Origin of the sequence: Alkalihalobacillus phoenicis (genome assembly GCF_047302405.1) — a bacterium.
Classification (GTDB): domain Bacteria; phylum Bacillota; class Bacilli; order Bacillales; family Bacillaceae_D; genus Alkalihalobacillus.
This window is the reverse complement of sequence record NZ_CP154853.1, coordinates 3,905,540-3,930,251: the sequence shown is the minus strand read 5'-3', so window position 1 is coordinate 3,930,251 and position 24,712 is coordinate 3,905,540. Positions and strand designations below refer to the sequence as shown.

Genomic DNA, 24,712 nt, shown 5'->3' with positions numbered 1-24,712 from the left:
GCAATGATTTACATCATGAATTGACTTTTATACTTGTTCTCTTTTAGGGAAAAGTATTGATTAAGGGAGGGAAACGAACTATGGCATACGCAAAATTAGGCCGTGACAGTGCTGGACGTAAAGCACTTTTTCGCGACTTAGCTACTGACCTTATTATTAATGAGCGTATCGAAACGACTGAGGCGAAAGCAAAAGAGCTTCGTTCAATCGTTGAGAAAATGATCACTCTTGGAAAGCGTGGCGACTTACATGCTCGTCGTCAAGCGGCAGCATTTATTCGTCGTGAGGTTGCAGATGAAGAGTCTGGTCAAGATGCAATCCAAAAACTTTTCTCTGATATCGCAACTCGTTATGAAGAGCGTCAAGGTGGATATACTCGTATTTTAAAACTTGGACCTCGTCGTGGAGACGGTGCTCCAATGGTCATTATTGAGCTTGTTTAACGTTTTTACGTTAGACGGCTCTCTATAAATGTTTACGATTAGGGCACGACAGAATGAGAGCACTTGCTGCTCTTACTGTGGAGCCCTTTTTTTGTTATACGAACTTATTCTATTGCCTTAAGGCATGGGGGTGGACTTTAGGTGAATCACCTCATCTTATTTGACAAAGTTACTTATCAATATGATGGTAGCGAGGAAGCCGCAATTAACGAACTGTCTATATCGATTCGAGCAAAGGAATGGGTATCGATTGTTGGACGGAATGGCTCGGGTAAATCGACGCTAGGTCGACTAATGAATGGACTTAATCAGCCAACAGAGGGCACCATTTTGATTGATGGTTTACAAACGAGTAAGCCCGACGATTTACGGGGGATCCGTCAAAAGGTCGGGATGATTTTCCAAAACCCTGAGCATCAATTTGTGGCGACAACCGTAAGAGATGACATTGCATTTGGATTAGAGAACCAAGGAATGCCACGTGAAATCATGGTCAAGAGGATAGCTCATTATGCCAAGTTGATCGGTGTTCATGAATTAATGGATATGGAACCACATCGCCTTTCAGGTGGACAAAAGCAACGTGTGGCCATCTGTGGTGTATTAGCCTTAGAACCAGAAGTTCTTATTTTTGATGAAGCTACTTCTATGCTCGATCCTAATGGAAGGGAAGAAGTACTAGAAATTATGCGGATGCTAAACGAGCAAGGCATCACGATTATCTCCATTACTCATGATATGAAAGAAGCAGCTGAAGCAGAGCGAATGATTGTACTTGAACAGGGAAAGATTATTGCTGACAAAAGCCCTCTTGCTCTTTTTCAAGATAAGAAGATTGTTCAAAAAGCTGGGTTACGACTTCCCTTTATTGTCGCTCTTCAAGAAAGACTACAAAGTTATGACCGTAGCGTGTATCCACCTGTATTAACCGAAGAGGAGTTGATTGAGGCATTATGGACATTAAGCTTGAACAAGTAGAGCACCTCTATATGGCTGGAACTCCTTTTGAAAAAAGGGCTTTAACTAATGTAAATGTTGAAATTCCATCTGGCTCTTTTACAGCCGTGATTGGGCATACAGGTTCAGGGAAATCGACCTTTATTCAGCATTTAAACGGATTGTTAAAACCAACTAAAGGCACGGTTCAGGTCGGATCGTTTGTTATAAAAACAGGTGAAAGGTTTACCGATTATAAGTCACTACGTCAAAAGGTCGGGATGGTCTTTCAATACCCTGAGCATCAGTTATTTGAAGAGACGGTCAGAAAAGACATATGTTTTGGACCGAGAAATTTTGGCATGAGTGAACAATTGGCAGAGGAACGAATGATGGAGATTTTACCTAAAGTCGGTTTAGACGAGAGTTTGTTGGATTCTTCTCCTTTTCAATTAAGTGGTGGGCAGATGAGGCGTGTCGCAATAGCGGGAGTACTCGTTAGTTTGCCAGAGGTTTTGGTTTTAGATGAGCCAACCGCTGGGCTTGATCCAGAAGGGCGTGAGACGATGCTTGATTTGTTTTCACGTTATCATCAGGAACATGACACGACGACGATATTGATTACCCATCAAATGGAGGACGCTGCCCGTTATGCCGACTATTTTATTGTGCTCGATCAAGGAAAAGTTGAAATGGTCGGTACTCGTGATGAAATCTTTCGCCAAGTGGATAAGCTAAGAAGTTTCGGTTTGTCTTTACCAGAGGAAGTCGAATTTCTGTATGCTTTTAAAGAAAAATTTTCACTCACAGACGATGAACTTTATTATGACCTCGATAAAGTGGTCGCTTATATTGACCGGCACTTAAGTGAAAGGGAGTCAACCTAATGTTTAGTCATGTCATTATTGGTCAATTTGTGCCAGTGGAGTCTTTTTTACACCGGTTAGACCCACGGACGAAAATTATTGCCGCTTTTTTGCTTATGTTGCTCGTTTTTTTGACGTCGAATTGGTATGGAATGTTTTTATTTGTTGGGTTTGCTATTTTTTTAATGTGGCTATCGCATATTCCGTTTTATTTTCTCTATCGAGGGCTGAAGCCGATTTTTATTCTTGTCGCCTTTACGTTTCTTTTGCATCTTTTTATGACAAAAGGGGGAGCTGTTTGGTTAGAGTTAGGGCCTTTATCGGTGCACGAGAATGGTTTTAACCAAGGGACCTTTATCGCGGTACGGCTAATATCGATTGTGGCGATTACATCTCTAGTGACGTTGACGACAAGTCCGATGCAATTAACAGATGGGTTAGAGCAGCTTTTAACGCCGTTAAAGAAAGTTCGATTGCCTGCCCATGAGTTTGCTTTAATGATCTCGATCGCTCTTCGGTTTATTCCGACCTTTTTACAGGAAGCGGAGAAAATATTAAAGGCTCAAATGGCTCGCGGTGTTGACTTAACGTCAGGGCCTTGGAAAGAACGAATTAAAGCATTAATGCCTTTATTAGTACCGTTATTTATGAGTGCCTTTAAGCGAGCAGAGGAACTTGCTTTGGCGATGGAAGCGAGAGGTTATCAAGGTGGCGAAGGTCGAACGAAATTAAGGGAGCTTGTTTGGAGCTGGCGGGATACGTTTAGTCTTTTGATCTGTATCGTTTTAGGAATAGTGATTATTTGGTTAAGAATGATATAAGGAGATACTTCCAATGAGAAAAATTGCTTGTAAAGTCGCCTACGAAGGCACTTATTTTGCAGGGTATCAAGTCCAGCCTGGAAAACGTACAATCCAAGGGGAAATCGAAGCCAACTTGAAAAAGATTCATAAAGGTGAGGAGCTTCGTATTCATTCTTCGGGGCGGACGGATTCAACGGTGCATGCGACCGGACAAGTGTTTCATTTTGAAACGAGTCTAGAGATCCCTGTCTCACGTTGGGCAAAAGCACTTAATGCCTTATTACCTAATGATATACGTATAATAGAGGCAGTAGCAGTCTCAGAAGATTTTCATGCTCGCTATTCGGCTATCTCCAAACAATATCGGTATCGGTTACTTCCAACTAAGGAAGGAGACCTTTTTAGAAGAAATCACTGCTATCATTTTAAGGAAACACTAGACATCGAGGCGATAAAAGAAGCAGCACAACATATAGTGGGCAGACATGACTTCAGTGCCTTCTGTGCGGCTAATACGAGCGTTGTTGACAAAATAAGGACGGTGACAAGGCTTGAGCTTCAACATGTGGGTGATGAGCTATTGTTTATCGTAGAGGGCGATGGATTCCTTTATAATATGGTCCGAATCATGGTCGGAACTTTGCTTGAGGTCGGCACCGGAAAACGCGATCCGCGTGAACTTCAGGCAATTATAGAAGGGTGCGATCGGACAAAAGCAGGCAAAACTGCACCTGGTCATGGACTGTATCTTCATCAAGTAAATTACTCGGAACCAATATTTTCTTGAATAGGATAAAAAAATAAGAATAAAAGCAACGAAGCCGTGTGTAACGTGTTGACATTGGGTTTCAGATATTATATGATGTTAGATGGTAATTCTAAAAACCCACTAGCCCCGGGTTGCGGAATGTTACAAGAGACAATGGTTTTAAGTAAAATAAAAAAGAAATGAACGCGAGCGTTTTTAGGAGGTAAAAAATCATGCGTACAACATATATGGCAAAGCCAAATGAAGTTGATCGTAAGTGGTATGTTGTTGATGCAGAAGGTCAAACACTTGGTCGTCTAGCTTCAGAAGTTGCTTCTATCCTACGTGGTAAGCACAAACCAACATTCACTCCACACGTTGATACTGGTGATCACGTAATCATCATCAATGCGGAGAAAATCGAATTAACAGGTAATAAATTAAAAGACAAAATTTACTACCGTCACACAAATCACCCAGGTGGTTTAAAACAAACAACAGCTGGCGACATGCGCGCAAACAAACCTGAGCGTATGCTTGAACTTGCAATCAAAGGGATGCTTCCAAAGAACACTCTTGGTCGTAAACAAGGCATGAAACTTCATGTATTTGCTGGTAGCGAACACAATCATCAAGCTCAAAAACCAGAAGCATACGAACTTCGTGGTTAATAGATAGGGAGGGTATTATTTTGGCACAAGTACAATATTATGGTACTGGTCGTCGTAAGCACTCTGTTGCTCGTGTACGTCTATTGCCTGGCGACGGTCGTGTAGTTATTAACGGCCGCGAAATGGATGAATATTTTAATCTTGAAACTTTAAAGCTTATCGTTAAGCAACCACTAGTTGAAACGGGCGTTGAAGGTCAATACGACATTCACGTTAACGTTAACGGTGGTGGTTACACTGGTCAAGCTGGTGCGATCCGTCACGGTATCTCACGTGCTCTACTTACTGTAGACCCAGATAACCGTCCAGCATTAAAAACAGCTGGATTCTTAACTCGTGATGCACGTATGAAAGAACGTAAAAAATACGGTCTTAAAGCAGCACGTCGTGCACCTCAGTTCTCGAAACGTTAATCTTTTCAATCAAAGAACTCTTTTCCCTGTTTGGGGAGAGGGTTCTTTTTTATGCTGTTTAAAACTTGCTGTGCTAAAGTCAGGTTTGAATGGTAAAGCTTTAAGGGGTGGATTATTGAACGAAAAGAGAGTTCTCTTTATCCAAAATCAATCCTGCTTATGAATCATTTCGACAACGCAAACTGCCTTGAAATTTAATCAAACATGAACCTATAAAAAATATCTTAAGCACTCCCCGTCCTTTTCCTCTAAATTAGTTACCTGCCCAAAACAATTCTAGACATATGCATATACTGTTACCATTAGTTAATCCAGCTGAGCCTGTGAGAAGCTCGAGAAAAATCGTTTCGTTTGAGTGAAGACAAAGAGCGTCTTCATCAGCCGACCCTGCCCACAGGACGTGGGTACAAGGCGTTGCGGCAGGATGCGCGAACTTAGCGTTGATCCTTAATGTTCTCGCTTCTGAGCGAACAGGCTTCGCTTTATATTCAATCTAGCTACGTCCGTTAGAAGCTCGAGAAAAATCGGTCGTCCTATAAAGTCAAAAAGCGACTTTTTAGTCCGCCCTGTATTTTTTCTCGCTTCTGAGCAAACGGGCTTCGCTTTATATTAAAGGAGGTAAATGATGATGAATAATCAACATGAACATACGTTTTATACGGGACAACAAATGCCGGTTACTCATTCAATTGACCATTCACTGGTGAGAAGACCTTGGGGTGGACGCCCCGGTCGTCGTCCTGGCGGTTGGGGAGGCAGACCTAGACCAGGAGGCTGGGGAGGGCGTCCTGGCTGGGGCGGTGGACCTGGTTTCGGCTTTGGATTTGGCGGACCATTTGTCGGAGGGTTATTAGGAGGATTAGCAGCTGGTACATTGCTGAATCCGTATTATGGACCTGGACCGTATTATTACCCACCGTATCCATATTACCCAGGTTTTTATTAAAAAATCTCGTCCGATTAGAAGATCGTAAATTATTGGAGGATATAGATAGGTAAATGCTTATTAGTTACTAAGGGATAAAAAAGGGCATATTACGAAAGCTCTATCTTAGCGACTTTTGAAAATAGCTAGAATAACTCTATTTTGATAAAACATATACATGGTAGAAAGCAGAAGAGAAATACCTCGACAAATTCGTTTATTTGTTGGTGGAAACATCTCTTCTCTTTTTTAGGGAAAAAAATGGACGAGAAGTGTTTTATTCATTTAGGGGGGATTTAAAGTGAGTCGTTTTCTTAGGGGAGCTATGTTATTAACGGTGGTATTCTTTTTAGTTGCTTGTGGTAACTCAGATGCTGAAGGTGGGGCGGTTTCGTTATATTCACCGGAAACACCAGATATGACGCGTGAAATTGCCGAAGCATTTGAAGCAGAAACAGGAATACCGGTCAATGTGAACTATGCAGGGACAAATGTATTAGTAAATCAAATGATTGCTGAAATGGATAACCCACAAGCGGACGTTTGGTATGGTGGGGGCGGCATTTTACCTTTTGAGTCTGCGATTGAAAGGGGTTTCATTGGAGCTTATACACCTGAACTTGCCCAAGATTGGGACGTTTACCAAGACGGAATTAAAATGAGGCATGAAGATTATCGTTGGGTTGGTCTAGAAGTATTTGTTCTGGGATTAATTTATAATACCGATTTAGTTGATGAATCCGAATTGCCGCAAACGTGGGACGAGTTATTAGATGAGAAGTGGGCAGGAGAAATTCAAATTCCAAACCCAGCCGCATCCGGTACAGCTACTTTGCTTGTATTAAGTCAGTTAATGGACAAAGGGGAAGAGGCTGGTTGGGAGTACTTTGATGCGTTAGTTGAGAATGTCAGCAGTTTCCCTGACTCTGGTGGAGCACCCGCACAAGCCGCCTCGACGGGGGAAGCGTCTATCGGTGTAGGGTTTGACTTTATGGCGTACCAAATGAAGGACCGTGGCGAGTCGGTTGATTTCCATATTCCTGAAAACACACCAGTACTCGTGAACCCTGTCGCGATTATTGAAAATGGTCCAAATCCAGAAGGGGCTCAACAGTTTATCGACTTTATGCTGTCGACAGAAGGACAACAAATTAAAGCCGATTGGTTCCATATTCCAGTTGATCCGGAAGTTGAAGGGAAATCCCCTCTAACGCTGGAGAGCTTAAAAGATCATGCGATGGATTTAGATATTGACTGGGTTGTAGACAACTATGATCGCATTCGAAATGAATGGAGAGAACGATATCAATAAGTCAATTGTTTGGAAAGTGAATCTAGGAGGGCAATTTTATGAGTGGTGTAGTGGTAAACAATCTAATCAAAAAATATAATAGCGATGTTACCGCGTTAAATCATGTAAATATTGATATTAAAGAAGGGGAGTTTTTTGCCCTTCTTGGCCCTTCGGGGTGTGGAAAGACGACTACGATGCGGTGTATCGCCGGATTTGAAACACCAACATCCGGTGAGATTTTTATTAATGGGCAAGTGGTCAATCATGTTCCCGCTAATAAACGAAATTGTGGAATGGTGTTCCAAAGTTACGCTTTATTTCCGCATTACAATGTTTTTGAAAATGTCGCTTATGGATTAACGATTCGGGATCTTTATCAAGGTGGATTTGGCACAAAAGTAAGTAGTTTTGCCCGCTTACTAAGCAGACGTTTAGCGAAACCACCAAAACATATAGTGAATAAAGTTTCGGAAGCACTCGATTATGTAGAATTAGGTCATTTAGCTGAGCGGGGTACGAGTGAACTATCTGGCGGACAGCAGCAGCGTGTTGCTTTAGCTAGAGCGCTTGTGATGGAGCCATCTGTTTTATTAATGGATGAGCCGTTATCTAACTTAGATAAAAAGTTAAGAAATACGATGAGAACGACGATTAGAAGAATCCAACAAGATGTCGGGATTACGACGATTTTTGTGACCCATGATCAAGAGGAAGCGATGAGTATGGCTGACCGTGTGGCGGTGATGAAGGACGGTGAAATTATTCAAAATGCGACACCAACTGAACTATATAGTCATCCAGTGAATCCCTTTGTTGCTGATTTTGTCGGTTCATCGAATCTATTCCAAGGAACGATTGTCGAAAGAACGACAACAGGAAGTGTCATTCAAGTAGATGGATTTGTCTTGCGATCCAGCTTTTCTAAGGAAGCCAACGATATGAACGTATTAATTCGTCCAGAAGGTATGAATGTCTACCACAAAGATACTGAAACAAATCATGTAAATATAATAGAAGGTCAGGTACTTATGCATACTTACCTGGGGCCAAACATTCGTTACGATGTAAAAGTCGGTGAACACGAAGTAGGAATCGAGAAAATCTATGTTCCTGGAGAACGTGTGCTAACGAATGGAGAGGATGTGAAAGTTACCGTTGATCCAGAGAGGGTGTTATTAATATGAGTAAAAAACGCCACTCTTCTAAAGGGCGGTTCTTCTCAAGATTTGATAGTTTATCGTTAATGAAATGGGTCGTCATTGCTTTTTTTGCTCTATTTCTCGTTTTGCCATTATTCTCCGTGTTCCTTGTTAGTTTTACCGGACAACCCGTTAATATTTTAGGTTCGCTTGTCAATCCGGATATTTTCAAAATAAATCTCGAAAGACTGGCCAATGCCTCTTTTGAACATTATGAGAAGTTACTGGTTGGAGGGACATACTCCAATGCTCTTTTGAACAGTTTGATGCTTTCGTTAGGTGTGTCTACCCTTGTGATCCTCATTTGTTTGCCGATAGCTTATGGTTTTGCTCGGACGACGATGCCGTTAAAGAAATTTTATGCGGCTTTATGTACATTACCAATCATCGTCCCTACATTTATTTCGGCTGCTGGTTTTATTATTATGTTCGGACGTACGGGTTGGGTAACGACCTTATATCAATCATTAGGTGGAGACGGAAGTCTATTTAATGTTTATTCAATGATGGGAATTGTGCTCGTCCAAATCTTTTTTTCTTCCCATTTGCTCTTTGGCCAATGGTGGCTGCTTTTAGATTGAGTGATATTTCATTAGAAGAAGCCTCACAAAATTTAGGAGCGAAAAACTGGATTACAATGGCCTTTGTTACACTTCCTTTGGCAATTCCAGGGATCATCTCAAGTGCTTTATTAATTTTTACAGTGAGTTTCTCAGACTTTGGAACACCAATCATTTTGGCTCCAGACGGCTTAAACTTAATCGTTGTTGAGGCTTATCGTGAAATTTCCGGCTTTTTTAACTGGGCTGGTGCTTCCATTTTAACGGTCGTGATGGTCATTGTAGCGGCTTTCTTCTTTTGGTTGCAGCGTCTTGTCACCAAAGGCAAAAATTATGGTACGTTATCGGGTAAGCCAAAACAAATGAAGTTAAACGATAACAAGTGGGTGACAAACGGTTTAGCGATTTATACGGGTTTAATTGTGTTAATTCCTCTACTCGCTGTTTTATCGGTTGGCTTACAATCCTTTGCGACAACATGGGGAGCCGATTTATTACCTCGTGGTTATACATTGAATCATTATCAAACAATTTTTAGTCGTTCAACGAGTAACATTTTGAATAGTATTGTTCTGGCCATTGGGGCCTTAGTCGTCAGTGTCATTGTTTCGACACTCATTTCTTATTTTGTTGTTAGGCAGAACGCGGTGAAGCTAGACTTCATTTCGTCTATTCCATTAATCGTTCCAGGTATTGCTTTAGGGATTGCTTATATTCAAACGTTTAACACGGCTCCCTTACAATTAACAGGGACGGCGACTTTATTAATAATTGCTTATGCGATTAGGCGGATGCCTTATATGATTCGTTCGACGATGGGAACGATGATGTCGATTAAACCAGATATTGAAGAAGCATCGGTCAATCTTGGAGCTTCAAAGTTAATGGCAATAATGACGGTTGTTGGGCCCTTAATGCTACCAGGGATTGCAGCCGGTTCGATATTAGTGTTTGTGACGGTTATTAAGGAAACGAGTGTGACTATTTTGATGGCTCCATCTGATTGGGCTCCGATGAGTCTCGTCGTCTTCCAAAATTTATTACGTGGAGAAGTGTACACGGCTTCAGCTATGGCGATTTTAATTATCGCCATTGTTCTCGTTTTGCAGTTTATCGCCAATAAAATGACGAAAAACTCCTTATATTAAGTAGGTGGCATGAGCCAAGGACAGATAACGTTTTTTATAATTCTTCAATTATGTGGAAATTATGTTGGTGATTATCGGAAAATAAACCATTGCATGAGTCAAATGCTTGCTCCTCATACTATAAAAAAGCAATGAGGGGAGTTGGTGAGGGTGACTACTGTTATTACAAATTTGTCGGATAAAAGAAGGCAGAAGCAGTGGCGTTTTGAACGGGGGATTTTAAGGCGTTTATCGATTAAAGGGTTAAAACAACATGTTGAACAGCATTTTCGACCGATTATGCCGTTTCAATTTTTAGTGAATCCATTTCTACTTGATCCTGTGATGGATTTAGGTATTGATGCCTATTTAATTGGGGCTGAATTTAGTCGGATTTGTTATTTAGGTGAAACAGATGAAGAGGTAAAAAAGCGTTGTGAATTAGAGTTACAGGAATTATCACACTCTTTATTTCATATTTTATACGGTTGGTTTGATACGAGTGGATATGGTCATGAAGAATCTTTATCGATTGCCTCGGATGCTTTTATTGATTACTGGTGGGAGCGAGGCTTACAAGAAGGGAAAAAGAGGTATCGAATGAAATTGCATTAAAAGTTTAAAAAGGCTCTCATATTATTCTCCTTGTCCCAATATACATATAAGGAAAGGGACAGGAGGGAATTGTGTTGAAGGAGTCGGTGAAAAATTGGCTAAAAGGAGCTGCATTTGCGATAGGGATTGTTGCTCTCCTTTTTATTATTCAATTTCAATTTATAAGCAATGATTCATGGTCCACCTGGAATCTTCCTTTATCAGGAAAAGTGATTATAGTCGATCCTGGGCATGGTGGAATAGATGGAGGTGCTACATCTAAAGATGGGGCACTTGAAAAAGATATTTCATTAGAGATTAGTTTGTCCTTACGCGATTATTTACAGGAAGCTGGTGCTCTCGTGTTAATGACAAGGGAAGAAGATGTCGATCTAGCGAGTGAGGATACGACAAAAGTTAGGAAAAGGAAACAAGAGGATTTAAAACGAAGAGTAGACATCATTAATGAATCGGACGCTGATTTATTTGTGAGTATTCATTTAAATGCCATTCCTTCACCGAAGTGGAGTGGGGCACAAGTTTTTTATCAACGAGCGATTGCTGGAAATGAAGAGTTGGCCAAGTTTGTGCAAAATGAACTGACGAGAAATTTAGAGAATACGACAAGGGTCGCAAAACCAATTCATAATGTATATTTATTAAAGAACGCCGAAATACCTGGTGCTCTTGTGGAAGCTGGTTTCTTATCGAATGAGGAAGAGGCCCAATTACTGACAAAGGAAAAATATCAGGAGAAAGTCGCGGCTTCGATTTATCAAGGAGTGCTTCGTTTTTATACAGATGAAAAAGTACCTGAACAATAAGGGAAGTTTTGATTGCATATCTGTAGGGGTCTCCGGGCATTCCGTAGGCGCCTTTTTGGTTCTTCTCCAACTTTGTTCAATTAATCCCGTTTTAATAGGGGGGTGTTGTCTGAGAGGAGAGTTTTATTTGAACTTTTTAAAGTGCAAGCGTTTACGGCTCAATCCTTCTGTATGCTATACTAGAAAGGTCGAATGAAGTATGGGAGAAGGATGGTGTTAGTTGTGTTGACAGAAGCAAAAGTAAGAGAAGCGTTAAGTCGAGTGAAGGATTGAGACTTAAATAAAAGCATTGGCGAAACAGGTGGAATTCGTGAAATTAAAATAAATGAAGATAAAGTCAGAGTTAAAATCGCTTTATCTCGAATGGGATCTGGTTCACAATTAGAGGTTCAGCAAGAGGTTGTGAATGTCATCAAAGGTGAAGGAGCTTCGTCAGTCGGGCTTCGTTTTGACCAATTAACAGAAGAAGAAATTGAAGTGGCTGGGGGATTCCCAAAACCTAAGTTTGAAGGTCCGGCTCTACTCGACCCTGATAGCCCAACAACATTTATTGCGGTTACAAGTGGTAAAGGTGGAGTGGGAAAATCAACGGTATCCGTTAATTTAGCAACCTCGCTTGTTCGTTTAGGCAAACGGGTTGGAATTATTGATGCTGATATTTACGGGTTTAGTGTGCCTGATATGATGGGAATTGAAGAACGTCCACAAGTAAAGGCGGATCGCATCTATCCAGTCGAGCGTTTTGGAGTGAAAGTAATCTCAATGGGCTTTTTTGTCGAAAATAACGCTCCTGTGATTTGGAGAGGACCGATGCTCGGTAAGATGATTAATCAATTTTTCGCCGATGTTGAATGGGGAGAATTAGATTATTTAATTTTAGATTTGCCTCCTGGTACAGGTGATGTTGCTTTAGATATTCATACGATGTTGCCACATTCTAAGGAGATTTTAGTGAGTACGCCACACGCTACGGCAGCTTTTGTTGCTGCTCGAGCAGGAGCCATGGCGATTAAGACCCATCATGAAATAATTGGTGTGGTCGAGAACATGTCTTATTATGAAAGTCAAAAAACAGGCGAGAAGGAATATGTATTTGGTCGTGGTGGTGGAGAACGATTAGCGGAAGAACTTAAGTGTGATTTGCTTGGACAAATTCCACTCGGACAACCTGAGATTGATGAAAATGACTTTGCGCCATCGATTTACGAGGAACAGAGCCGTATTGGTTCAATCTATATGGGAATTGCGAAAAGGGTTACAGAAAAGACAGTTAAATAAAAGCCCAAAAACCATAGATGGTAACATTTTGCCCTCTATGGTTTTTGTTATGCTTTTTGTACGGACTATATATGTTTTTCGTTTGTTATTGAAGTGACGGAGACCTTATTCTCCTCCTTGTCCACCAGATTCTTCGCTGTTTTCGCCAGAACCACTGTCCCCACCAGATTCATCTTGTTTTTCTAATTGCTCTTCAGTCACTTTTGAGAGGATGTTATTGACTTTTGCGATAAAGTAAGGGCTCTCAAAGGCTTCTGCCATGACGGTCATCTGTTGCTCGCGGTATTCTTTTGACTTTAAAAGTTCAAGAATCGAATCTTCCACTTCTTTATCAGTAAAAATGGCAATCATCATTGCTTGATACTCAGGGTCCTTCATTAATCGTTTAAGGATTTTCTCATTTTCGGATTGCATCGTTTCTGCAAAAGTTTTCGCAAATTCAGGCTCTTGCATCAGTTCTTGCCAATATTTCTTTCCTTGCTCAGACGTTAATGTTTGTTGAACGGTTTGCTTGACAAAAAGGTTATCCATTACGAGGTCATGTCGAACCTCTTCTTCCGTCATTATTTCGTGTATCGCTTGTTTCCCCTCATCGGTTTTAAGCATGTCGACCATCATTTTTTTCATGTTGTCATAGTCGGCATTACTGCCATTTTCTTGAGCGGCAGCACAAGCGGATAGGAGGGTGATTAGTAAACAGAGAACAAGCAATTTTTGAAGGACTTTCATACTTGTTGCTCCTTTCATTCATTTTGTCATTAATTTGAGACATTTTCTTAAATTTTATGCATGAGGAATAAGATAAAGTGGTAATTAGCTTTTATATTTTGTTACAATCGTATTGTAGGTTTTAGGAAAGATGGAGGAAAGCGTCGTGAATAGTAGAAAAGTTGTTTACTTATTTTTTTCCACCTTATTGGTAGGTAGTATAAGTGGTACGCTCGTCGGAATCTATTTTGATTACGATGTTCTTTTTGGTGAGGGCTTCGCGAATTTATTTTTCGGGCTACTCTGGATTATTGGGATTACAGCAGCTTTTAGTTTAATTGCTCAAATGGGTTTTTTCGCGTACTTAACGGTCCACCGATTTGGTTTAGGGTTATTTAAGACAGCCAAGCTTTGGAACTCGATTCAAGTAGTTGTGATTGCTTTTGTCTTTTTTGATTTAATTTATTTTAGATACTTGGCTTTTGCTGAAGGTGGAGAAACGATTTTTCATTATATGATTATGCCGATTATCTTTTTACTTTTTAGTTTGTTAATTGCTTATATTAAAGCGAAAGAAACGAATAAAGGGGCATTTATCCCTGCATTATTCTTTATTTTCGTCGTGACGACAATCGAGTGGGTACCAGCTTTAACGGATAACAATCCGAAGTGGCTTTGGATGTACTTTACGCCACTGATTGCTGCAAACACTTGGCAAATTTTAGTTTTGCACCGCCTGCAAAATAAAGATGATGGCAAAAGTAAATTAGGAAACCCTAATTCTGAACCTGTCGTAACGAATACAACTAAAAATAAAAAAAAGAAAAAAGGTCGAGCTAAATAGTAGCTTGACCTTTTTTCTTATATATCAAAAGAGTTCTTACTTAATTTCTTCACTAGATGTTTTGGCGTTCTCCATCATCTGGTCTACTGAAATAAATTGAAAACCTTTATCTTTTAGCTCTTTAATTACAATCGGTAAAGCTTCATGTGTTTGTTTAACGGAGTCAGAAGCATGGAAGAGGAGAATATCTCCGCCTGTTGTTTCGTCTAAAACATTTGAAACAATTGTCTCAACTCCAGGGTTTGTATAATCCTTTGAATCGATGCTCCAATGAATGATGCTCAATCCTTGTTCGTCTGCTATATTAAGTATCCTTTTATCAAAATCTCCATTAGGTGGTCTTAATAAATGTGGTGATTTACCAGCTAAATCAGTTAAGATGCGTTGACTAGTTTGGATATCCTTAGTGACTTTTTCGTCTTCCCAACTTGTATAATTTTTGTATTGATATCCATGACTACCAAGCATGTGCCCTTTGTCGATAATCTGTTTGGCTAAGTCGGGATATCGTTCAGCCCATGAAGCTGATACAAAGAAGGTCGCCTCCTTGACTCCTTGTTCCTCTAATATTTCTAAAATGGGACTAACGCGCTGTTCCCCCCAACTAATGTTGAAAGTTAAAGCAACTTCCTTCTGTTCAATTTCCGCACGGTAAAAGGCTTGTGGACCCTCAGGTGTTGAAAAAACTGGTAGTTGTGTGCGTTCTACGTACAAAAAAACAGCGGCCATAAATGCAGTAAGAACAATGATTGATAAAGACTTTAATCGTTTAGCATGAAATACCCAAAAGAGATTCATTCTTACTCCCCCTCACTTTTTCCCTAAAATATCTTTATTCAAAAAGGGGACAAGATATGAATAAAAGTTCGTTAGAAAGAAAAGAATTGTAAGGATACCATTTTTTACTTGAAAAGTGGGAGTTGTTCAGTTACTAAAAGTCGAGTTGAGGTGTCGGTTATGTTGGGTTTTCTGCTTACGTCTAAAGAAGTACAAGAAATTGAGTATTTATTAAAGCGTGAATTAGAAGAAATATTGTTAGATTTAACAGACGCGCGGATTGATAATGTGGTCAAAGGAGCCATGGTCGAAAAATATGATATTGTTTACGGGATATATAAACGAGTTGTCTCTCCTGAAGATAGAATAAAGTATGCTTTGCCTCGTGCGAAAAGAGAGTACCAATAAAAAACTAATAAATAGTTAATATGTTTATGGAGCGAATTATAGAGTATGAAGTAATGAAGGAAACGTGGTGGTTAGACAGACTAAGTTTTCTTTTTTACTTTCTATTTGATTTTGTTAGAAGGGGGTTTGTGGAGGATGTTTCAAAAATTAATTTAAGTTTTTTTGAAAAAAGTGTTGCAGTCACTCTCTGAGGATGGTATATTAATTCTTGTCCCAAAGAGGACACGAAACAAATTAAAAAAAGATGTTGACAAACGAATTACTGTTTGTTAAGATTTAAAAGTCGCCAATCGGGCGAAACAAGTTCTTTGAAAACTGAACAAAAGCCAAGCGAATTAAAGAGATACAAGGTATCTCGTCAATGTTAGTCATTGAGAAATCAATGCAAAATGGAACTTCAGTGAAAGCTGAAGCTAGCCAGCAAAAATGAGCGAATCAGCTTATCCTTTAACGGAGAGTTTGATCCTGGCTCAGGACGAACGCTGGCGGCGTGCCTAATACATGCAAGTCGAGCGAACCAAAGGGAGCTTGCTCCTGGAGGTTAGCGGCGGACGGGTGAGTAACACGTGGGCAACCTGCCCTGTAGACTGGGATAACATCGAGAAATCGGTGCTAATACCGGATAATCAAAGGAATCACATGGTTTCTTTGTAAAGGATGGCTCCGGCTATCACTACGGGATGGGCCCGCGGCGCATTAGCTAGTTGGTAAGGTAATGGCTTACCAAGGCGACGATGCGTAGCCGACCTGAGAGGGTGATCGGCCACACTGGGACTGAGACACGGCCCAGACTCCTACGGGAGGCAGCAGTAGGGAATCTTCCGCAATGGACGAAAGTCTGACGGAGCAACGCCGCGTGAGTGATGAAGGTTTTCGGATCGTAAAGCTCTGTTGTTAGGGAAGAACAAGTGCCGTTCGAATAGGTCGGCACCTTGACGGTACCTAACCAGAAAGCCACGGCTAACTACGTGCCAGCAGCCGCGGTAATACGTAGGTGGCAAGCGTTGTCCGGAATTATTGGGCGTAAAGCGCGCGCAGGCGGTCTTTTAAGTCTGATGTGAAATATCGGGGCTCAACCCCGAGGGGTCATTGGAAACTGGGAGACTTGAGTACAGAAGAGGAGAGTGGAATTCCACGTGTAGCGGTGAAATGCGTAGATATGTGGAGGAACACCAGTGGCGAAGGCGACTCTCTGGTCTGTAACTGACGCTGAGGCGCGAAAGCGTGGGGAGCAAACAGGATTAGATACCCTGGTAGTCCACGCCGTAAACGATGAGTGCTAGGTGTTAGGGGTTTCGATGCCCTTAGTGCCGAAGTTAACACATTAAGCACTCCGCCTGGGGAGTACGGCCGCAAGGCTGAAACTCAAAGGAATTGACGGGGGCCCGCACAAGCAGTGGAGCATGTGGTTTAATTCGAAGCAACGCGAAGAACCTTACCAGGTCTTGACATCCTTTGACCACTCTAGAGATAGAGCTTTCCCCTTCGGGGGACAAAGTGACAGGTGGTGCATGGTTGTCGTCAGCTCGTGTCGTGAGATGTTGGGTTAAGTCCCGCAACGAGCGCAACCCTTGATCTTAGTTGCCAGCATTAAGTTGGGCACTCTAAGGTGACTGCCGGTGACAAACCGGAGGAAGGTGGGGATGACGTCAAATCATCATGCCCCTTATGACCTGGGCTACACACGTGCTACAATGGATGGTACAAAGGGCAGCAAAACCGCGAGGTCGAGCCAATCCCATAAAGCCATTCTCAGTTCGGATTGTAGGCTGCAACTCGCCTACATGAAGCCGGAATTGCTAGTAATCGCGGATCAGCATGCCGCGGTGAATACGTTCCCGGGCCTTGTACACACCGCCCGTCACACCACGAGAGTTTGTAACACCCGAAGTCGGTGGGGTAACCTTTTGGAGCCAGCCGCCTAAGGTGGGACAGATGATTGGGGTGAAGTCGTAACAAGGTAGCCGTATCGGAAGGTGCGGCTGGATCACCTCCTTTCTATGGAGTATTTAACTCTAGTCGACGAACAACTTCGGTTGTTTGCGCTTTGGTCCTTTTGTTCAGTTTTGAAAGAGCTATTCTTTCAAACTTAAAACAGTTAAGACGTTTGAGAATATCGAACTTCTTAAGTCTGTTGGCAAGAAGCAACAAGGAGTTCGAGGACATGAAATTCTGGAGACTCGGAGCGTGCTTTAGCACGTGAGAATCGGAAGAAGGAAATGGACGAAGAAATCCGCCGTTGATTCGCAGCCAAGTGGTTCTTTGAAAACTAGATAATAAGATAAACATGATTAATTCATCGGAGTCTATAACGATAGACGAACGAGAATGTCAAGAATTCATATCAAACCTTTGATAATACGACCAACGAGATTCGAGCAATCGAAAATCGGAAGTCAAATTTGGCAAAAAGAAACAAGGAGATCGAGGAAACGAAGCTTCGAAAGAATGGAGCGTACACCCGTACGTGACATGACTGAGAAGGTGAAGTGGACGAAGAAATCCGCCGTTGATTTGCAGCCGAAATGGTTAAGTTAGAAAGGGCGCACGGTGAATGCCTTGGCACTAGGAGCCGAAGAAGGACGCGACGAACGGCGAAACGCCTCGGGGAGCTGTAAGTAAGCTTTGAACCGGGGATATCCGAATGGGGGAACCCACCATCTTTAATAGGATGGTATCCATATCTGAATACATAGGGTATGAGAAGGCAGACCTGGGGAACTGAAACATCTAAGTACCCAGAGGAAGAGAAAGCAAATGCGATTTCCTGAGTAGCGGCGAGCGAAACGGAAACAGCCCAAACCAAGAGGCTTGCCTCTTGGGGTTGTAGGACACTCTATACGGAGTCAAAAAGAAACGAAGTAGGTGAAGCGACCTGGAAAGGTCCGTCGAAGAGGGTAACAACCCCGTAGCCGAAACTTCGTTTCCTCCAGAGTGGATCCTGAGTACGGCGGGACACGTGAAACCCCGTCGGAATCCGGGAGGACCATCTCCCAAGGCTAAATACTCCCTAGTGACCGATAGTGAACCAGTACCGTGAGGGAAAGGTGAAAAGCACCCCGGAAGGGGAGTGAAAGAGATCCTGAAACCGTGTGCCTACAACTAGTTGGAGCCCGTTAATGGGTGACAGCGTGCCTTTTGTAGAATGAACCGGCGAGTTACGATGTCGTGCAAGGTTAAGCTGATAAAGCGGAGCCGTAGCGAAAGCGAGTCTGAATAGGGCGAATGAGTACGCCGTCGTAGACCCGAAACCGTGTGATCTACCCATGTCCAGGGTGAAGTTCAGGTAACACTGAATGGAGGCCCGAACCCACGCATGTTGAAAAATGCGGGGATGAGGTGTGGGTAGGGGTGAAATGCCAATCGAACTCGGAAATAGCTGGTTCTCCCCGAAATAGCTTTAGGGCTAGCCTCGAGGTGAGAGTATTGGAGGTAGAGCACTGATTGGACTAGGGGTCCCCACAGGATTACCGAATTCAGTCAAACTCCGAATGCCAATTACTTATCCTCGGGAGTCAGACTGCGAGTGCTAAGATCCGTAGTCAAGAGGGAAACAGCCCAGACCATCAGCTAAGGTCCCCAAGTATACGTTAAGTGGAAAAGGATGTGGAGTTGCTTAGACAACCAGGATGTTGGCTTAGAAGCAGCCACCATTTAAAGAGTGCGTAATAGCTCACTGGTCGAGTGACTCTGCGCCGAAAATGTACCGGGGCTAAACGTATCACCGAAGCTATGGATTTACACCTTAAGGTGTAAGTGGTAGGGGAGCGTTCTAAATGCAGTGAAGTCAGATCGTGAGGACTGGTGGAGCGTTTAGAAGTGAGAATGCCGGTATGAGTAGCGAAAAGAGGGGTGAGAATCCCCTCCGTCGAAAGCCCAAGGTTTCCTGAGGAAGGCTCGTCCGCTCAGGGTTAGTCGGGACCTAAGCCGAGGCTGAAAAGCGTAGGCGATGGACAACAGGTTGAAATTCCTGTACCACCTCCTCACCGTTTGAGTAATGGGGGGACGCAGAAAGATAGGGTAAGCGCACTGATGGATATGTGCGTCCAAGCAGTTAGGCTGAGAAGTAGGCAAATCCGCTTCTCGCGAAGGCTGAGCTGTGATGGCGAGGGAAATTTAGTACCGAAGTTCCTGATTCTACACTGCCAAGAAAAGCCTCTAGCGAGGTGAGAGGTGCCCGTACCGTAAACCGACACAGGTAGGCGAGAAGAGAATTCTAAGACGCTCGGGAGAACTCTCGTTAAGGAACTCGGCAAAATGACCCCGTAACTTCGGGAGAAGGGGTGCTCTATTAAGGTGAATAGCCTGAGAGAGCCGCAGTGAAAAGATCCAAGCGACTGTTTAGCAAAAACACAGGTCTCTGCGAAGCCGCAAGGCGAAGTATAGGGGCTGACACCTGCCCGGTGCTGGAAGGTTAAGAGGAGGGGTTATCCTTCGGGAGAAGCTCTGAATTGAAGCCCCAGTAAACGGCGGCCGTAACTATAACGGTCCTAAGGTAGCGAAATTCCTTGTCGGGTAAGTTCCGACCCGCACGAATGGTGTAACGATTTGGATACTGTCTCAACGAGAGACCCGGTGAAATTATAGTACCTGTGAAGATGCAGGTTACCCGCGACAGGACGGAAAGACCCCATGGAGCTTTACTGTAGCTTGATATTGGATGTTGGTACAGTTTGTACAGGATAGGTAGGAGCCTTGGAAGCCGGAGCGCTAGCTTCGGTGGAGGCGTCGGTGGGATACTACCCTGACTGTGCTGACATTCTAACCTCGGACCGTGATCCGGTTCAGGGACAGTGTCAGGTGGGCAGTTTGACTGGGGCGGTCGCCTCCTAAACAGTAACGGAGGCGCCCAAAGGTTCCCTCAGAATGGTTGGAAATCATTCGTAGAGTGCAAAGGCAAAAGGGAGCTTGACTGCGAGACCTACAAGTCGAGCAGGGACGAAAGTCGGGCTTAGTGATCCGGTGGTTCCGCATGGAAGGGCCATCGCTCAACGGATAAAAGCTACCCTGGGGATAACAGGCTTATCTCCCCCAAGAGTCCACATCGACGGGGAGGTTTGGCACCTCGATGTCGGCTCATCGCATCCTGGGGCTGAAGTAGGTCCCAAGGGTTGGGCTGTTCGCCCATTAAAGCGGTACGCGAGCTGGGTTCAGAACGTCGTGAGACAGTTCGGTCCCTATCCGTCGCGGGCGCAGGAAATTTGAGAGGAGCTGTCCTTAGTACGAGAGGACCGGGATGGACACACCGCTGGTGTACCAGTTGTTCCGCCAGGAGCATCGCTGGGTAGCTACGTGTGGAAGGGATAAGTGCTGAAAGCATCTAAGCATGAAGCCCCCCTCAAGATGAGATTTCCCATGGAGTTAATCCAGTAAGACCCCTTAGAGATGATGAGGTTGATAGGTCTGGTGTGGAAGCGTGGCGACACGTGGAGCTGACAGATACTAATCGGTCGAGGACTTATCCATTATTATTCTTGACATCATGTTTTTATCGATTATCTAGTTTTGAGAGAACTCTCAAACAAAAGAATAAATTTCATCAAGAATTGATTTGGCAAAGAGAACCAAGAAATTCGAGGAAGCGACTGACTGAAAGAATGAAGTGTACACCCGTACACGACATGACTGAAGGAGGGAAGCTGACGAAGAAGTTCGCCGGTTATCTTGAAGCCAAAAAAAGTCTGGTGGCGATAGCGAAGAGGTCACACCCGTTCCCATGCCGAACACGGCCGTTAAGCTCTTCAGCGCCGATGGTAGTTGGGGGCTTCCCCCTGCAAGAGTAGGACGTTGCCAGGCGACTTTTTTTTATATTTTTTTATTGTTCCACAGTAGCTCAGTGGTAGAGCAATCGGCTGTTAACCGATCGGTCGTAGGTTCGAGTCCTACCTGTGGAGCCATTTTTGTATTATTTTATATATTTTCGGGCTTCCATAGCTCAGCAGGTAGAGTGCTTCCATGGTAAGGAAGAGGTCACCGGTTCGAGCCCGGTTGGAAGCTTTGTATAACAACATAGATAAATTACATCATTTTAGAGCGGTCTCTTATCGGGGTCGCTCTTTTAGTATGAAGAAGAGATGTGTTTTTGTTAAAGACGGGTTTGGTTGTGAATTTATTCACAAATACGTAATCATTTGTATAAATGCCAAACTCTATTATCATTTATAATAAAGGTAGAATTAGAAATAATCTAATTCTTTATCATAGAAGGGGGAATGAACTATGTATAAACGAATTTTGGTGGGTGTGGATGGTTCAAAGCAGTCTGAACAAGCTTTGCTAAAAGCAATTGAATTAGCGACGGTTAATAACGCTACATTAATTATTGGTCATGTAATAGATGTGAAAAATCTTCCAAGTGGCTCACATTCGTTATACACGGGGAATCTCATTGTTGCTTGGGAGAAAAAGACAGAGTCTATGCTTCAGGTGTATAAAGAGCAAGCGCAAAAAAACGGATTAGAGAATGTTGAAACTTATTATATAAATGGTAATCCAAGAGTAGATGTATCGAATAAACTTGTCAAAGAAAGGAATGCAGATTTATTAATTACTTCAAGGACAGGTAGGAATAGGATTGAAAAGTTTTTAACAGGTAGTGTGGCTGAGGCATCTATCCGAAATGCTCCTTGTGATTATTTAATGGTTAAGGATTGTGAGGAAAGTAGTTTAAAATCCTATAAGAATATTTTAATCGCGGTTGATGGTTCAGAACAAGCTGACCATGCTTTTGAAGAAGCAGTAAGGATAGCTAAACAAGTGGGGGGATTTTTAACGATCGCTAATGTTATTCCGAATATGGTATATGTAAATGGAGCGTTATCCTCTGTTCCATTGTCTGTGAATAATAAAGCGATGAAGCAAAGTGAAGAGCTGGTTCAAAGGTATAAAGAAAAAGCTGAAGCAGCTGGAATTACAAAAGTGCAAATTGATATATCAATAGGTGACCCTCGTGATATGTTGACGGGGATGGTCCCGAGGGAAGTAAAGCCAGATCTAATGATTTGTGGGGCAACAGGTCAAAGTAGGTGGATTAGATTCATGGTAGGTAGTGTAGCCGATGCGATGCTTAGACACGCAAAATGTGATGTTTTAGCTGTTAAAAAATAATAATGATAAAACTAAACCCCCAAGTGATTGGCCTATCGTTTGGGGGTTTGGCTTGTAATCATTTTCGTTGATCAGGTTTCATATCATTATTTGCAGTAAGAAGCGCCAATGATGACGAGTAGGATGAATAGAACAACGATTAGCGCAAACCCATTACCACAACCGCCACCATGACCTGCAACTGGTGCATAGTTATAACCACATCCGTAGCCAGCTCCGCCGTAGAATCCCATAAAAACACCGCCTTTCATATGGGGATATTACACGATATGCAGATAGCTAGTATAAGGTTTTAGGCAAATGACACTTTATTTAGGTTCTTGCTTATTGCTGATGGTGTGTTAAGAGGTACTAAGAAGCAGGTGACATCAGTGGAAATCTGAAGGAAAGGGTACTTGTTGTGCCAACTTTCCATTAGAGAAATATAATATATTAAGCACGTCCATCTATTGTTTTGTTTACTTGGAATGTGTTTAAATTCAGTAGTTAGGAGAGGAAAGCAGATGGAGAAGTCTCAAACGGAGAAGTCCCTATCGCAGCTTTCGAAGGATGTTGAACAATTGAAATCAAAACAAGAGACATCAGATAGTCGTATCACTAACTTAGAAACAAAAGTTCAACTACAGGAGCAGGCGTTGGGCAACTTGGTAAAGAGCCTTGATAAAATCGAGGAAAACACGGTTTGGTTAAGGCAGACGATAACTAGGGCAGTTATTTTTGGTTTAGTAGGTGTTGTTTTTAGTGTCCTTACAGCTGTGATTATGTGGGGCTTACGAATTGGTTAGGGGTGACAAGGGGAACAGTTCGAAAAAGCTTTATTTTATCAAGGTAGGGGAAATGGTCGGTCCTCTTTCAAGGACCGGCGATTAATCATTAGACGAATCGCAGAAGAAAAGTGGAGAAACCTTTTTGTTTTAAATTTTTTTTATAATTTCATCTCTTTTTAAGCCGGTTACTGCTCCAATTAGTTGTATGTCAATACCGTAGTCTAACATACATTCGGCTACTTCTAATTTAGTTTCTGCTTGTGCAGATGTTCGCACGTATTCTAGAAGGTGAAGTAGCTTTTTTTCATTTATTTCACTCACTCTCTCCATAAAAATTCACTCCTAGTTATGATAATGTTAATCCTTATTATACGAACGTAAGTTCTTATTTTCAAGGTATTTCTCATTTTAATAAGGAAATAAAAAAAATATAAAATTAAGCTTGTTTTTTTGTGTGGAATTAGTTATAATATTTTTTGTCAGTAAGAAATGTTTATTATGGCCCGTTGGTCAAGCGGTTAAGACACCGCCCTTTCACGGCGGTAACACGGGTTCGAATCCCGTACGGGTCACCAATTTTTAATTGAAGTATAAAAGACTGTTGTCGAAGAGAAGCGAAAAGATCGAGGATGGGAAGTGTTCGAGGGAAGGAGCGTACACCCGTACGTGACTGAAGGAGAAACACGAACTAGACGAAGAAATTTGAAGCTTATCTGAAGACAAAATGGAGGATTAGCTCAGCTGGGAGAGCACCTGCCTTACAAGCAGGGGGTCGGCGGTTCGATCCCGTCATCCTCCACCATTTAATTATTATGCCGGCCTAGCTCAACTGGTAGAGCAACTGACTTGTAATCAGTAGGTTGGGGGTTCAAGTCCTCTGGCCGGCACTCTTTTGTGGAGGGGTAGCGAAGTGGCTAAACGCGGCGGACTGTAAATCCGCTCCTTCCGGGTTCGGCGGTTCGAATCCGTCCCCCTCCACCATTTTGATTAATGGGCTATAGCCAAGCGGTAAGGCAACGGATTTTGATTCCGTCATGCGTTGGTTCGAATCCAGCTAGCCCAGCCATTTTATCTTTGTTAGAGATAATTTTGAGCCATTAGCTCAGTCGGTAGAGCATCTGACTTTTAATCAGAGGGTCGAAGGTTCAAGTCCTTCATGGCTCATTTTTGAATGCTGCTTAAGCTTAAGTAGCATTTTTTGTTTAGCTAAGAGCGTGTAAGAACCCCGCCGCTTTTCATTTCTTAGAAGTACATGCTGTTATTTGTGCGGATGTAGTTCAGTGGCTAGGCTTCATCTGTTTTAAAGCCTGTATTATTTCATCACTGGAATAATACAGGTTTTTTTAAAATGAAAAAGAAACCTTGAGATAAGGGATTATCGAAGGTTTCTTCTTTTTTTTATTGTTTCAATTATTATATA

22 protein-coding genes, 8 tRNA genes, 3 rRNA genes and 1 pseudogene are annotated in these 24,712 nt (G+C 42.4%); 30 read left to right on the top strand and 4 right to left on the bottom strand.

Annotated elements, in window-relative coordinates; genetic code table 11:
- The first annotated feature begins 80 nt into the window (after nucleotides 1-80).
- The 15 genes and pseudogenes from rplQ (at nucleotide 81) to AA0017_RS18390 (ending at nucleotide 12,681) form a co-directional block, all read left to right on the top strand.
- Nucleotides 81-443 carry a 50S ribosomal protein L17 gene (gene rplQ, locus AA0017_RS18460; RefSeq protein ID WP_003322642.1) on the top strand — a complete coding sequence of 121 codons (363 nt, stop codon included), beginning with the start codon at nucleotides 81-83 and terminating at the stop codon, nucleotides 441-443.
- A 141-nt stretch (nucleotides 444-584) separates the two neighbouring features.
- Nucleotides 585-1,421, top strand: a complete 837-nt coding sequence (locus AA0017_RS18455; protein WP_413376861.1) for an energy-coupling factor transporter ATPase — start codon at nucleotides 585-587, stop codon at nucleotides 1,419-1,421.
- Nucleotides 1,397-2,266, top strand: a complete 870-nt coding sequence (locus AA0017_RS18450) for an energy-coupling factor transporter ATPase (RefSeq protein WP_413376859.1) — start codon at nucleotides 1,397-1,399, stop codon at nucleotides 2,264-2,266. Before AA0017_RS18455 ends, AA0017_RS18450 begins: the two co-directional genes overlap by 25 nt.
- Complete coding sequence (locus AA0017_RS18445; RefSeq protein ID WP_413376857.1) at nucleotides 2,266-3,066, top strand: energy-coupling factor transporter transmembrane component T family protein; 801 nt, start codon at nucleotides 2,266-2,268, stop codon at nucleotides 3,064-3,066. Before AA0017_RS18450 ends, AA0017_RS18445 begins: the two co-directional genes overlap by 1 nt.
- Before the next feature lie 13 nt (nucleotides 3,067-3,079).
- A complete protein-coding gene (gene truA / locus AA0017_RS18440; protein WP_413376855.1) occupies nucleotides 3,080-3,835 on the top strand; it encodes a tRNA pseudouridine(38-40) synthase TruA in 756 nt (251 codons plus the stop codon).
- Nucleotides 3,836-4,029: 194 nt separating this feature from the next.
- Nucleotides 4,030-4,467, top strand: a complete 438-nt coding sequence (gene rplM, locus AA0017_RS18435) for a 50S ribosomal protein L13 (RefSeq protein ID WP_413376854.1) — start codon at nucleotides 4,030-4,032, stop codon at nucleotides 4,465-4,467.
- A 20-nt stretch (nucleotides 4,468-4,487) separates the two neighbouring features.
- Nucleotides 4,488-4,880 carry a 30S ribosomal protein S9 gene (rpsI, locus tag AA0017_RS18430; RefSeq protein ID WP_413376852.1) on the top strand — a complete coding sequence of 131 codons (393 nt, stop codon included), beginning with the start codon at nucleotides 4,488-4,490 and terminating at the stop codon, nucleotides 4,878-4,880.
- Between the two features lie 628 nt (nucleotides 4,881-5,508).
- Nucleotides 5,509-5,826, top strand: coding sequence for a hypothetical protein (locus AA0017_RS18425; RefSeq protein ID WP_413376851.1), 318 nt, complete (start codon nucleotides 5,509-5,511; stop codon nucleotides 5,824-5,826).
- 280 nt (nucleotides 5,827-6,106) lie between these two features.
- A complete protein-coding gene (locus AA0017_RS18420; RefSeq protein ID WP_413376849.1) occupies nucleotides 6,107-7,117 on the top strand; it encodes an ABC transporter substrate-binding protein in 1,011 nt (336 codons plus the stop codon).
- Nucleotides 7,118-7,155: 38 nt separating this feature from the next.
- Complete coding sequence (locus tag AA0017_RS18415) at nucleotides 7,156-8,283, top strand: ABC transporter ATP-binding protein (RefSeq protein ID WP_413376847.1); 1,128 nt, start codon at nucleotides 7,156-7,158, stop codon at nucleotides 8,281-8,283.
- Nucleotides 8,280-8,879 (top strand): hypothetical protein, encoded by a 600-nt coding sequence (locus tag AA0017_RS18410; protein WP_413376845.1) that lies wholly within the window; start codon nucleotides 8,280-8,282, stop codon nucleotides 8,877-8,879. Before AA0017_RS18415 ends, AA0017_RS18410 begins: the two co-directional genes overlap by 4 nt.
- The gene (locus AA0017_RS18405; RefSeq protein ID WP_413376843.1) at nucleotides 8,876-10,006 is read left to right on the top strand and encodes an ABC transporter permease; all 1,131 of its coding nucleotides are present in this window, start codon (nucleotides 8,876-8,878) and stop codon (nucleotides 10,004-10,006) included. The genes AA0017_RS18410 and AA0017_RS18405 overlap by 4 nt, the downstream gene beginning before the upstream one ends.
- Before the next feature lie 150 nt (nucleotides 10,007-10,156).
- Nucleotides 10,157-10,600, top strand: a complete 444-nt coding sequence (locus AA0017_RS18400; protein ID WP_413376841.1) for a DUF2521 family protein — start codon at nucleotides 10,157-10,159, stop codon at nucleotides 10,598-10,600.
- A gap of 74 nt (nucleotides 10,601-10,674) precedes the next feature.
- Entirely contained in the window at nucleotides 10,675-11,403 is a 729-nt protein-coding gene (gene cwlD / locus AA0017_RS18395) for an N-acetylmuramoyl-L-alanine amidase CwlD (protein ID WP_003320449.1), read from the top strand.
- 222 nt (nucleotides 11,404-11,625) lie between these two features.
- Nucleotides 11,626-12,681 (top strand): annotated as a pseudogene (locus tag AA0017_RS18390) (P-loop NTPase).
- A gap of 105 nt (nucleotides 12,682-12,786) precedes the next feature.
- On the opposite strand, the gene gerD reads toward AA0017_RS18390, so the two are convergent.
- Nucleotides 12,787-13,410, bottom strand: a complete 624-nt coding sequence (gene gerD / locus AA0017_RS18385; protein WP_413376839.1) for a spore germination lipoprotein GerD — start codon at nucleotides 13,408-13,410, stop codon at nucleotides 12,787-12,789.
- 145 nt (nucleotides 13,411-13,555) lie between these two features.
- Between gerD and AA0017_RS18380 the strand changes: the two genes are divergently transcribed.
- On the top strand, nucleotides 13,556-14,233 hold the full coding sequence (locus AA0017_RS18380; protein WP_413376837.1) for a KinB-signaling pathway activation protein: 678 nt from the start codon (nucleotides 13,556-13,558) through the stop codon (nucleotides 14,231-14,233).
- 36 nt (nucleotides 14,234-14,269) lie between these two features.
- Here AA0017_RS18380 and pdaB read toward each other — a convergent pair whose 3' ends face one another.
- Nucleotides 14,270-15,031 (bottom strand): polysaccharide deacetylase family sporulation protein PdaB, encoded by a 762-nt coding sequence (gene pdaB, locus AA0017_RS18375; RefSeq protein WP_413376835.1) that lies wholly within the window; start codon nucleotides 15,029-15,031, stop codon nucleotides 14,270-14,272.
- A gap of 159 nt (nucleotides 15,032-15,190) precedes the next feature.
- On the opposite strand from pdaB, the gene AA0017_RS18370 reads away from it, so the two are divergent.
- The 7 genes from AA0017_RS18370 (at nucleotide 15,191) to AA0017_RS18340 (ending at nucleotide 22,525) form a co-directional block, all read left to right on the top strand.
- On the top strand, nucleotides 15,191-15,418 hold the full coding sequence (locus AA0017_RS18370) for a hypothetical protein (protein ID WP_413376834.1): 228 nt from the start codon (nucleotides 15,191-15,193) through the stop codon (nucleotides 15,416-15,418).
- A 447-nt stretch (nucleotides 15,419-15,865) separates the two neighbouring features.
- Nucleotides 15,866-17,416 (top strand): 16S ribosomal RNA (locus tag AA0017_RS18365).
- 529 nt (nucleotides 17,417-17,945) lie between these two features.
- Nucleotides 17,946-20,884, top strand: a 23S ribosomal RNA gene (locus AA0017_RS18360).
- A 214-nt stretch (nucleotides 20,885-21,098) separates the two neighbouring features.
- Nucleotides 21,099-21,214 (top strand): 5S ribosomal RNA (gene rrf / locus AA0017_RS18355).
- Together the 16S, 23S and 5S rRNA genes with 2 tRNA genes alongside form the textbook arrangement of a ribosomal RNA operon.
- Nucleotides 21,215-21,240: 26 nt before the next feature.
- Nucleotides 21,241-21,315 (top strand) — tRNA-Asn (locus AA0017_RS18350).
- A 27-nt stretch (nucleotides 21,316-21,342) separates the two neighbouring features.
- Nucleotides 21,343-21,415 (top strand) — tRNA-Thr (locus AA0017_RS18345).
- 222 nt (nucleotides 21,416-21,637) lie between these two features.
- Complete coding sequence (locus AA0017_RS18340) at nucleotides 21,638-22,525, top strand: universal stress protein (RefSeq protein ID WP_413376832.1); 888 nt, start codon at nucleotides 21,638-21,640, stop codon at nucleotides 22,523-22,525.
- 86 nt (nucleotides 22,526-22,611) lie between these two features.
- On the opposite strand, the gene AA0017_RS18335 is transcribed toward AA0017_RS18340, so the two are convergent.
- A complete protein-coding gene (locus AA0017_RS18335; RefSeq protein ID WP_413376830.1) occupies nucleotides 22,612-22,758 on the bottom strand; it encodes a YjcZ family sporulation protein in 147 nt (48 codons plus the stop codon).
- 270 nt (nucleotides 22,759-23,028) lie between these two features.
- Between AA0017_RS18335 and AA0017_RS18330 the strand changes: the two genes are divergently transcribed.
- Nucleotides 23,029-23,310 carry a hemolysin XhlA family protein gene (locus AA0017_RS18330; RefSeq protein WP_413376829.1) on the top strand — a complete coding sequence of 94 codons (282 nt, stop codon included), beginning with the start codon at nucleotides 23,029-23,031 and terminating at the stop codon, nucleotides 23,308-23,310.
- A 129-nt stretch (nucleotides 23,311-23,439) separates the two neighbouring features.
- Here the strand turns inward: AA0017_RS18330 and AA0017_RS18325 are convergent, their stop codons facing one another.
- Nucleotides 23,440-23,622 carry a hypothetical protein gene (locus AA0017_RS18325; protein WP_413376827.1) on the bottom strand — a complete coding sequence of 61 codons (183 nt, stop codon included), beginning with the start codon at nucleotides 23,620-23,622 and terminating at the stop codon, nucleotides 23,440-23,442.
- Between the two features lie 170 nt (nucleotides 23,623-23,792).
- Here AA0017_RS18325 and AA0017_RS18320 point away from each other — a divergent pair.
- The 6 genes from AA0017_RS18320 (at nucleotide 23,793) to AA0017_RS18295 (ending at nucleotide 24,456) form a co-directional block, all read left to right on the top strand.
- Nucleotides 23,793-23,867: transfer RNA gene (locus AA0017_RS18320), tRNA-Glu, on the top strand.
- Between the two features lie 151 nt (nucleotides 23,868-24,018).
- Nucleotides 24,019-24,094 (top strand) — tRNA-Val (locus tag AA0017_RS18315).
- 12 nt (nucleotides 24,095-24,106) lie between these two features.
- Nucleotides 24,107-24,179, top strand: a tRNA-Thr gene (locus AA0017_RS18310).
- 9 nt (nucleotides 24,180-24,188) lie between these two features.
- Nucleotides 24,189-24,273 (top strand) — tRNA-Tyr (locus AA0017_RS18305).
- A 10-nt stretch (nucleotides 24,274-24,283) separates the two neighbouring features.
- Nucleotides 24,284-24,358 (top strand) — tRNA-Gln (locus AA0017_RS18300).
- A 25-nt stretch (nucleotides 24,359-24,383) separates the two neighbouring features.
- Nucleotides 24,384-24,456, top strand: a tRNA-Lys gene (locus AA0017_RS18295).
- The last annotated feature ends 256 nt before the right edge of the window (nucleotides 24,457-24,712 follow it).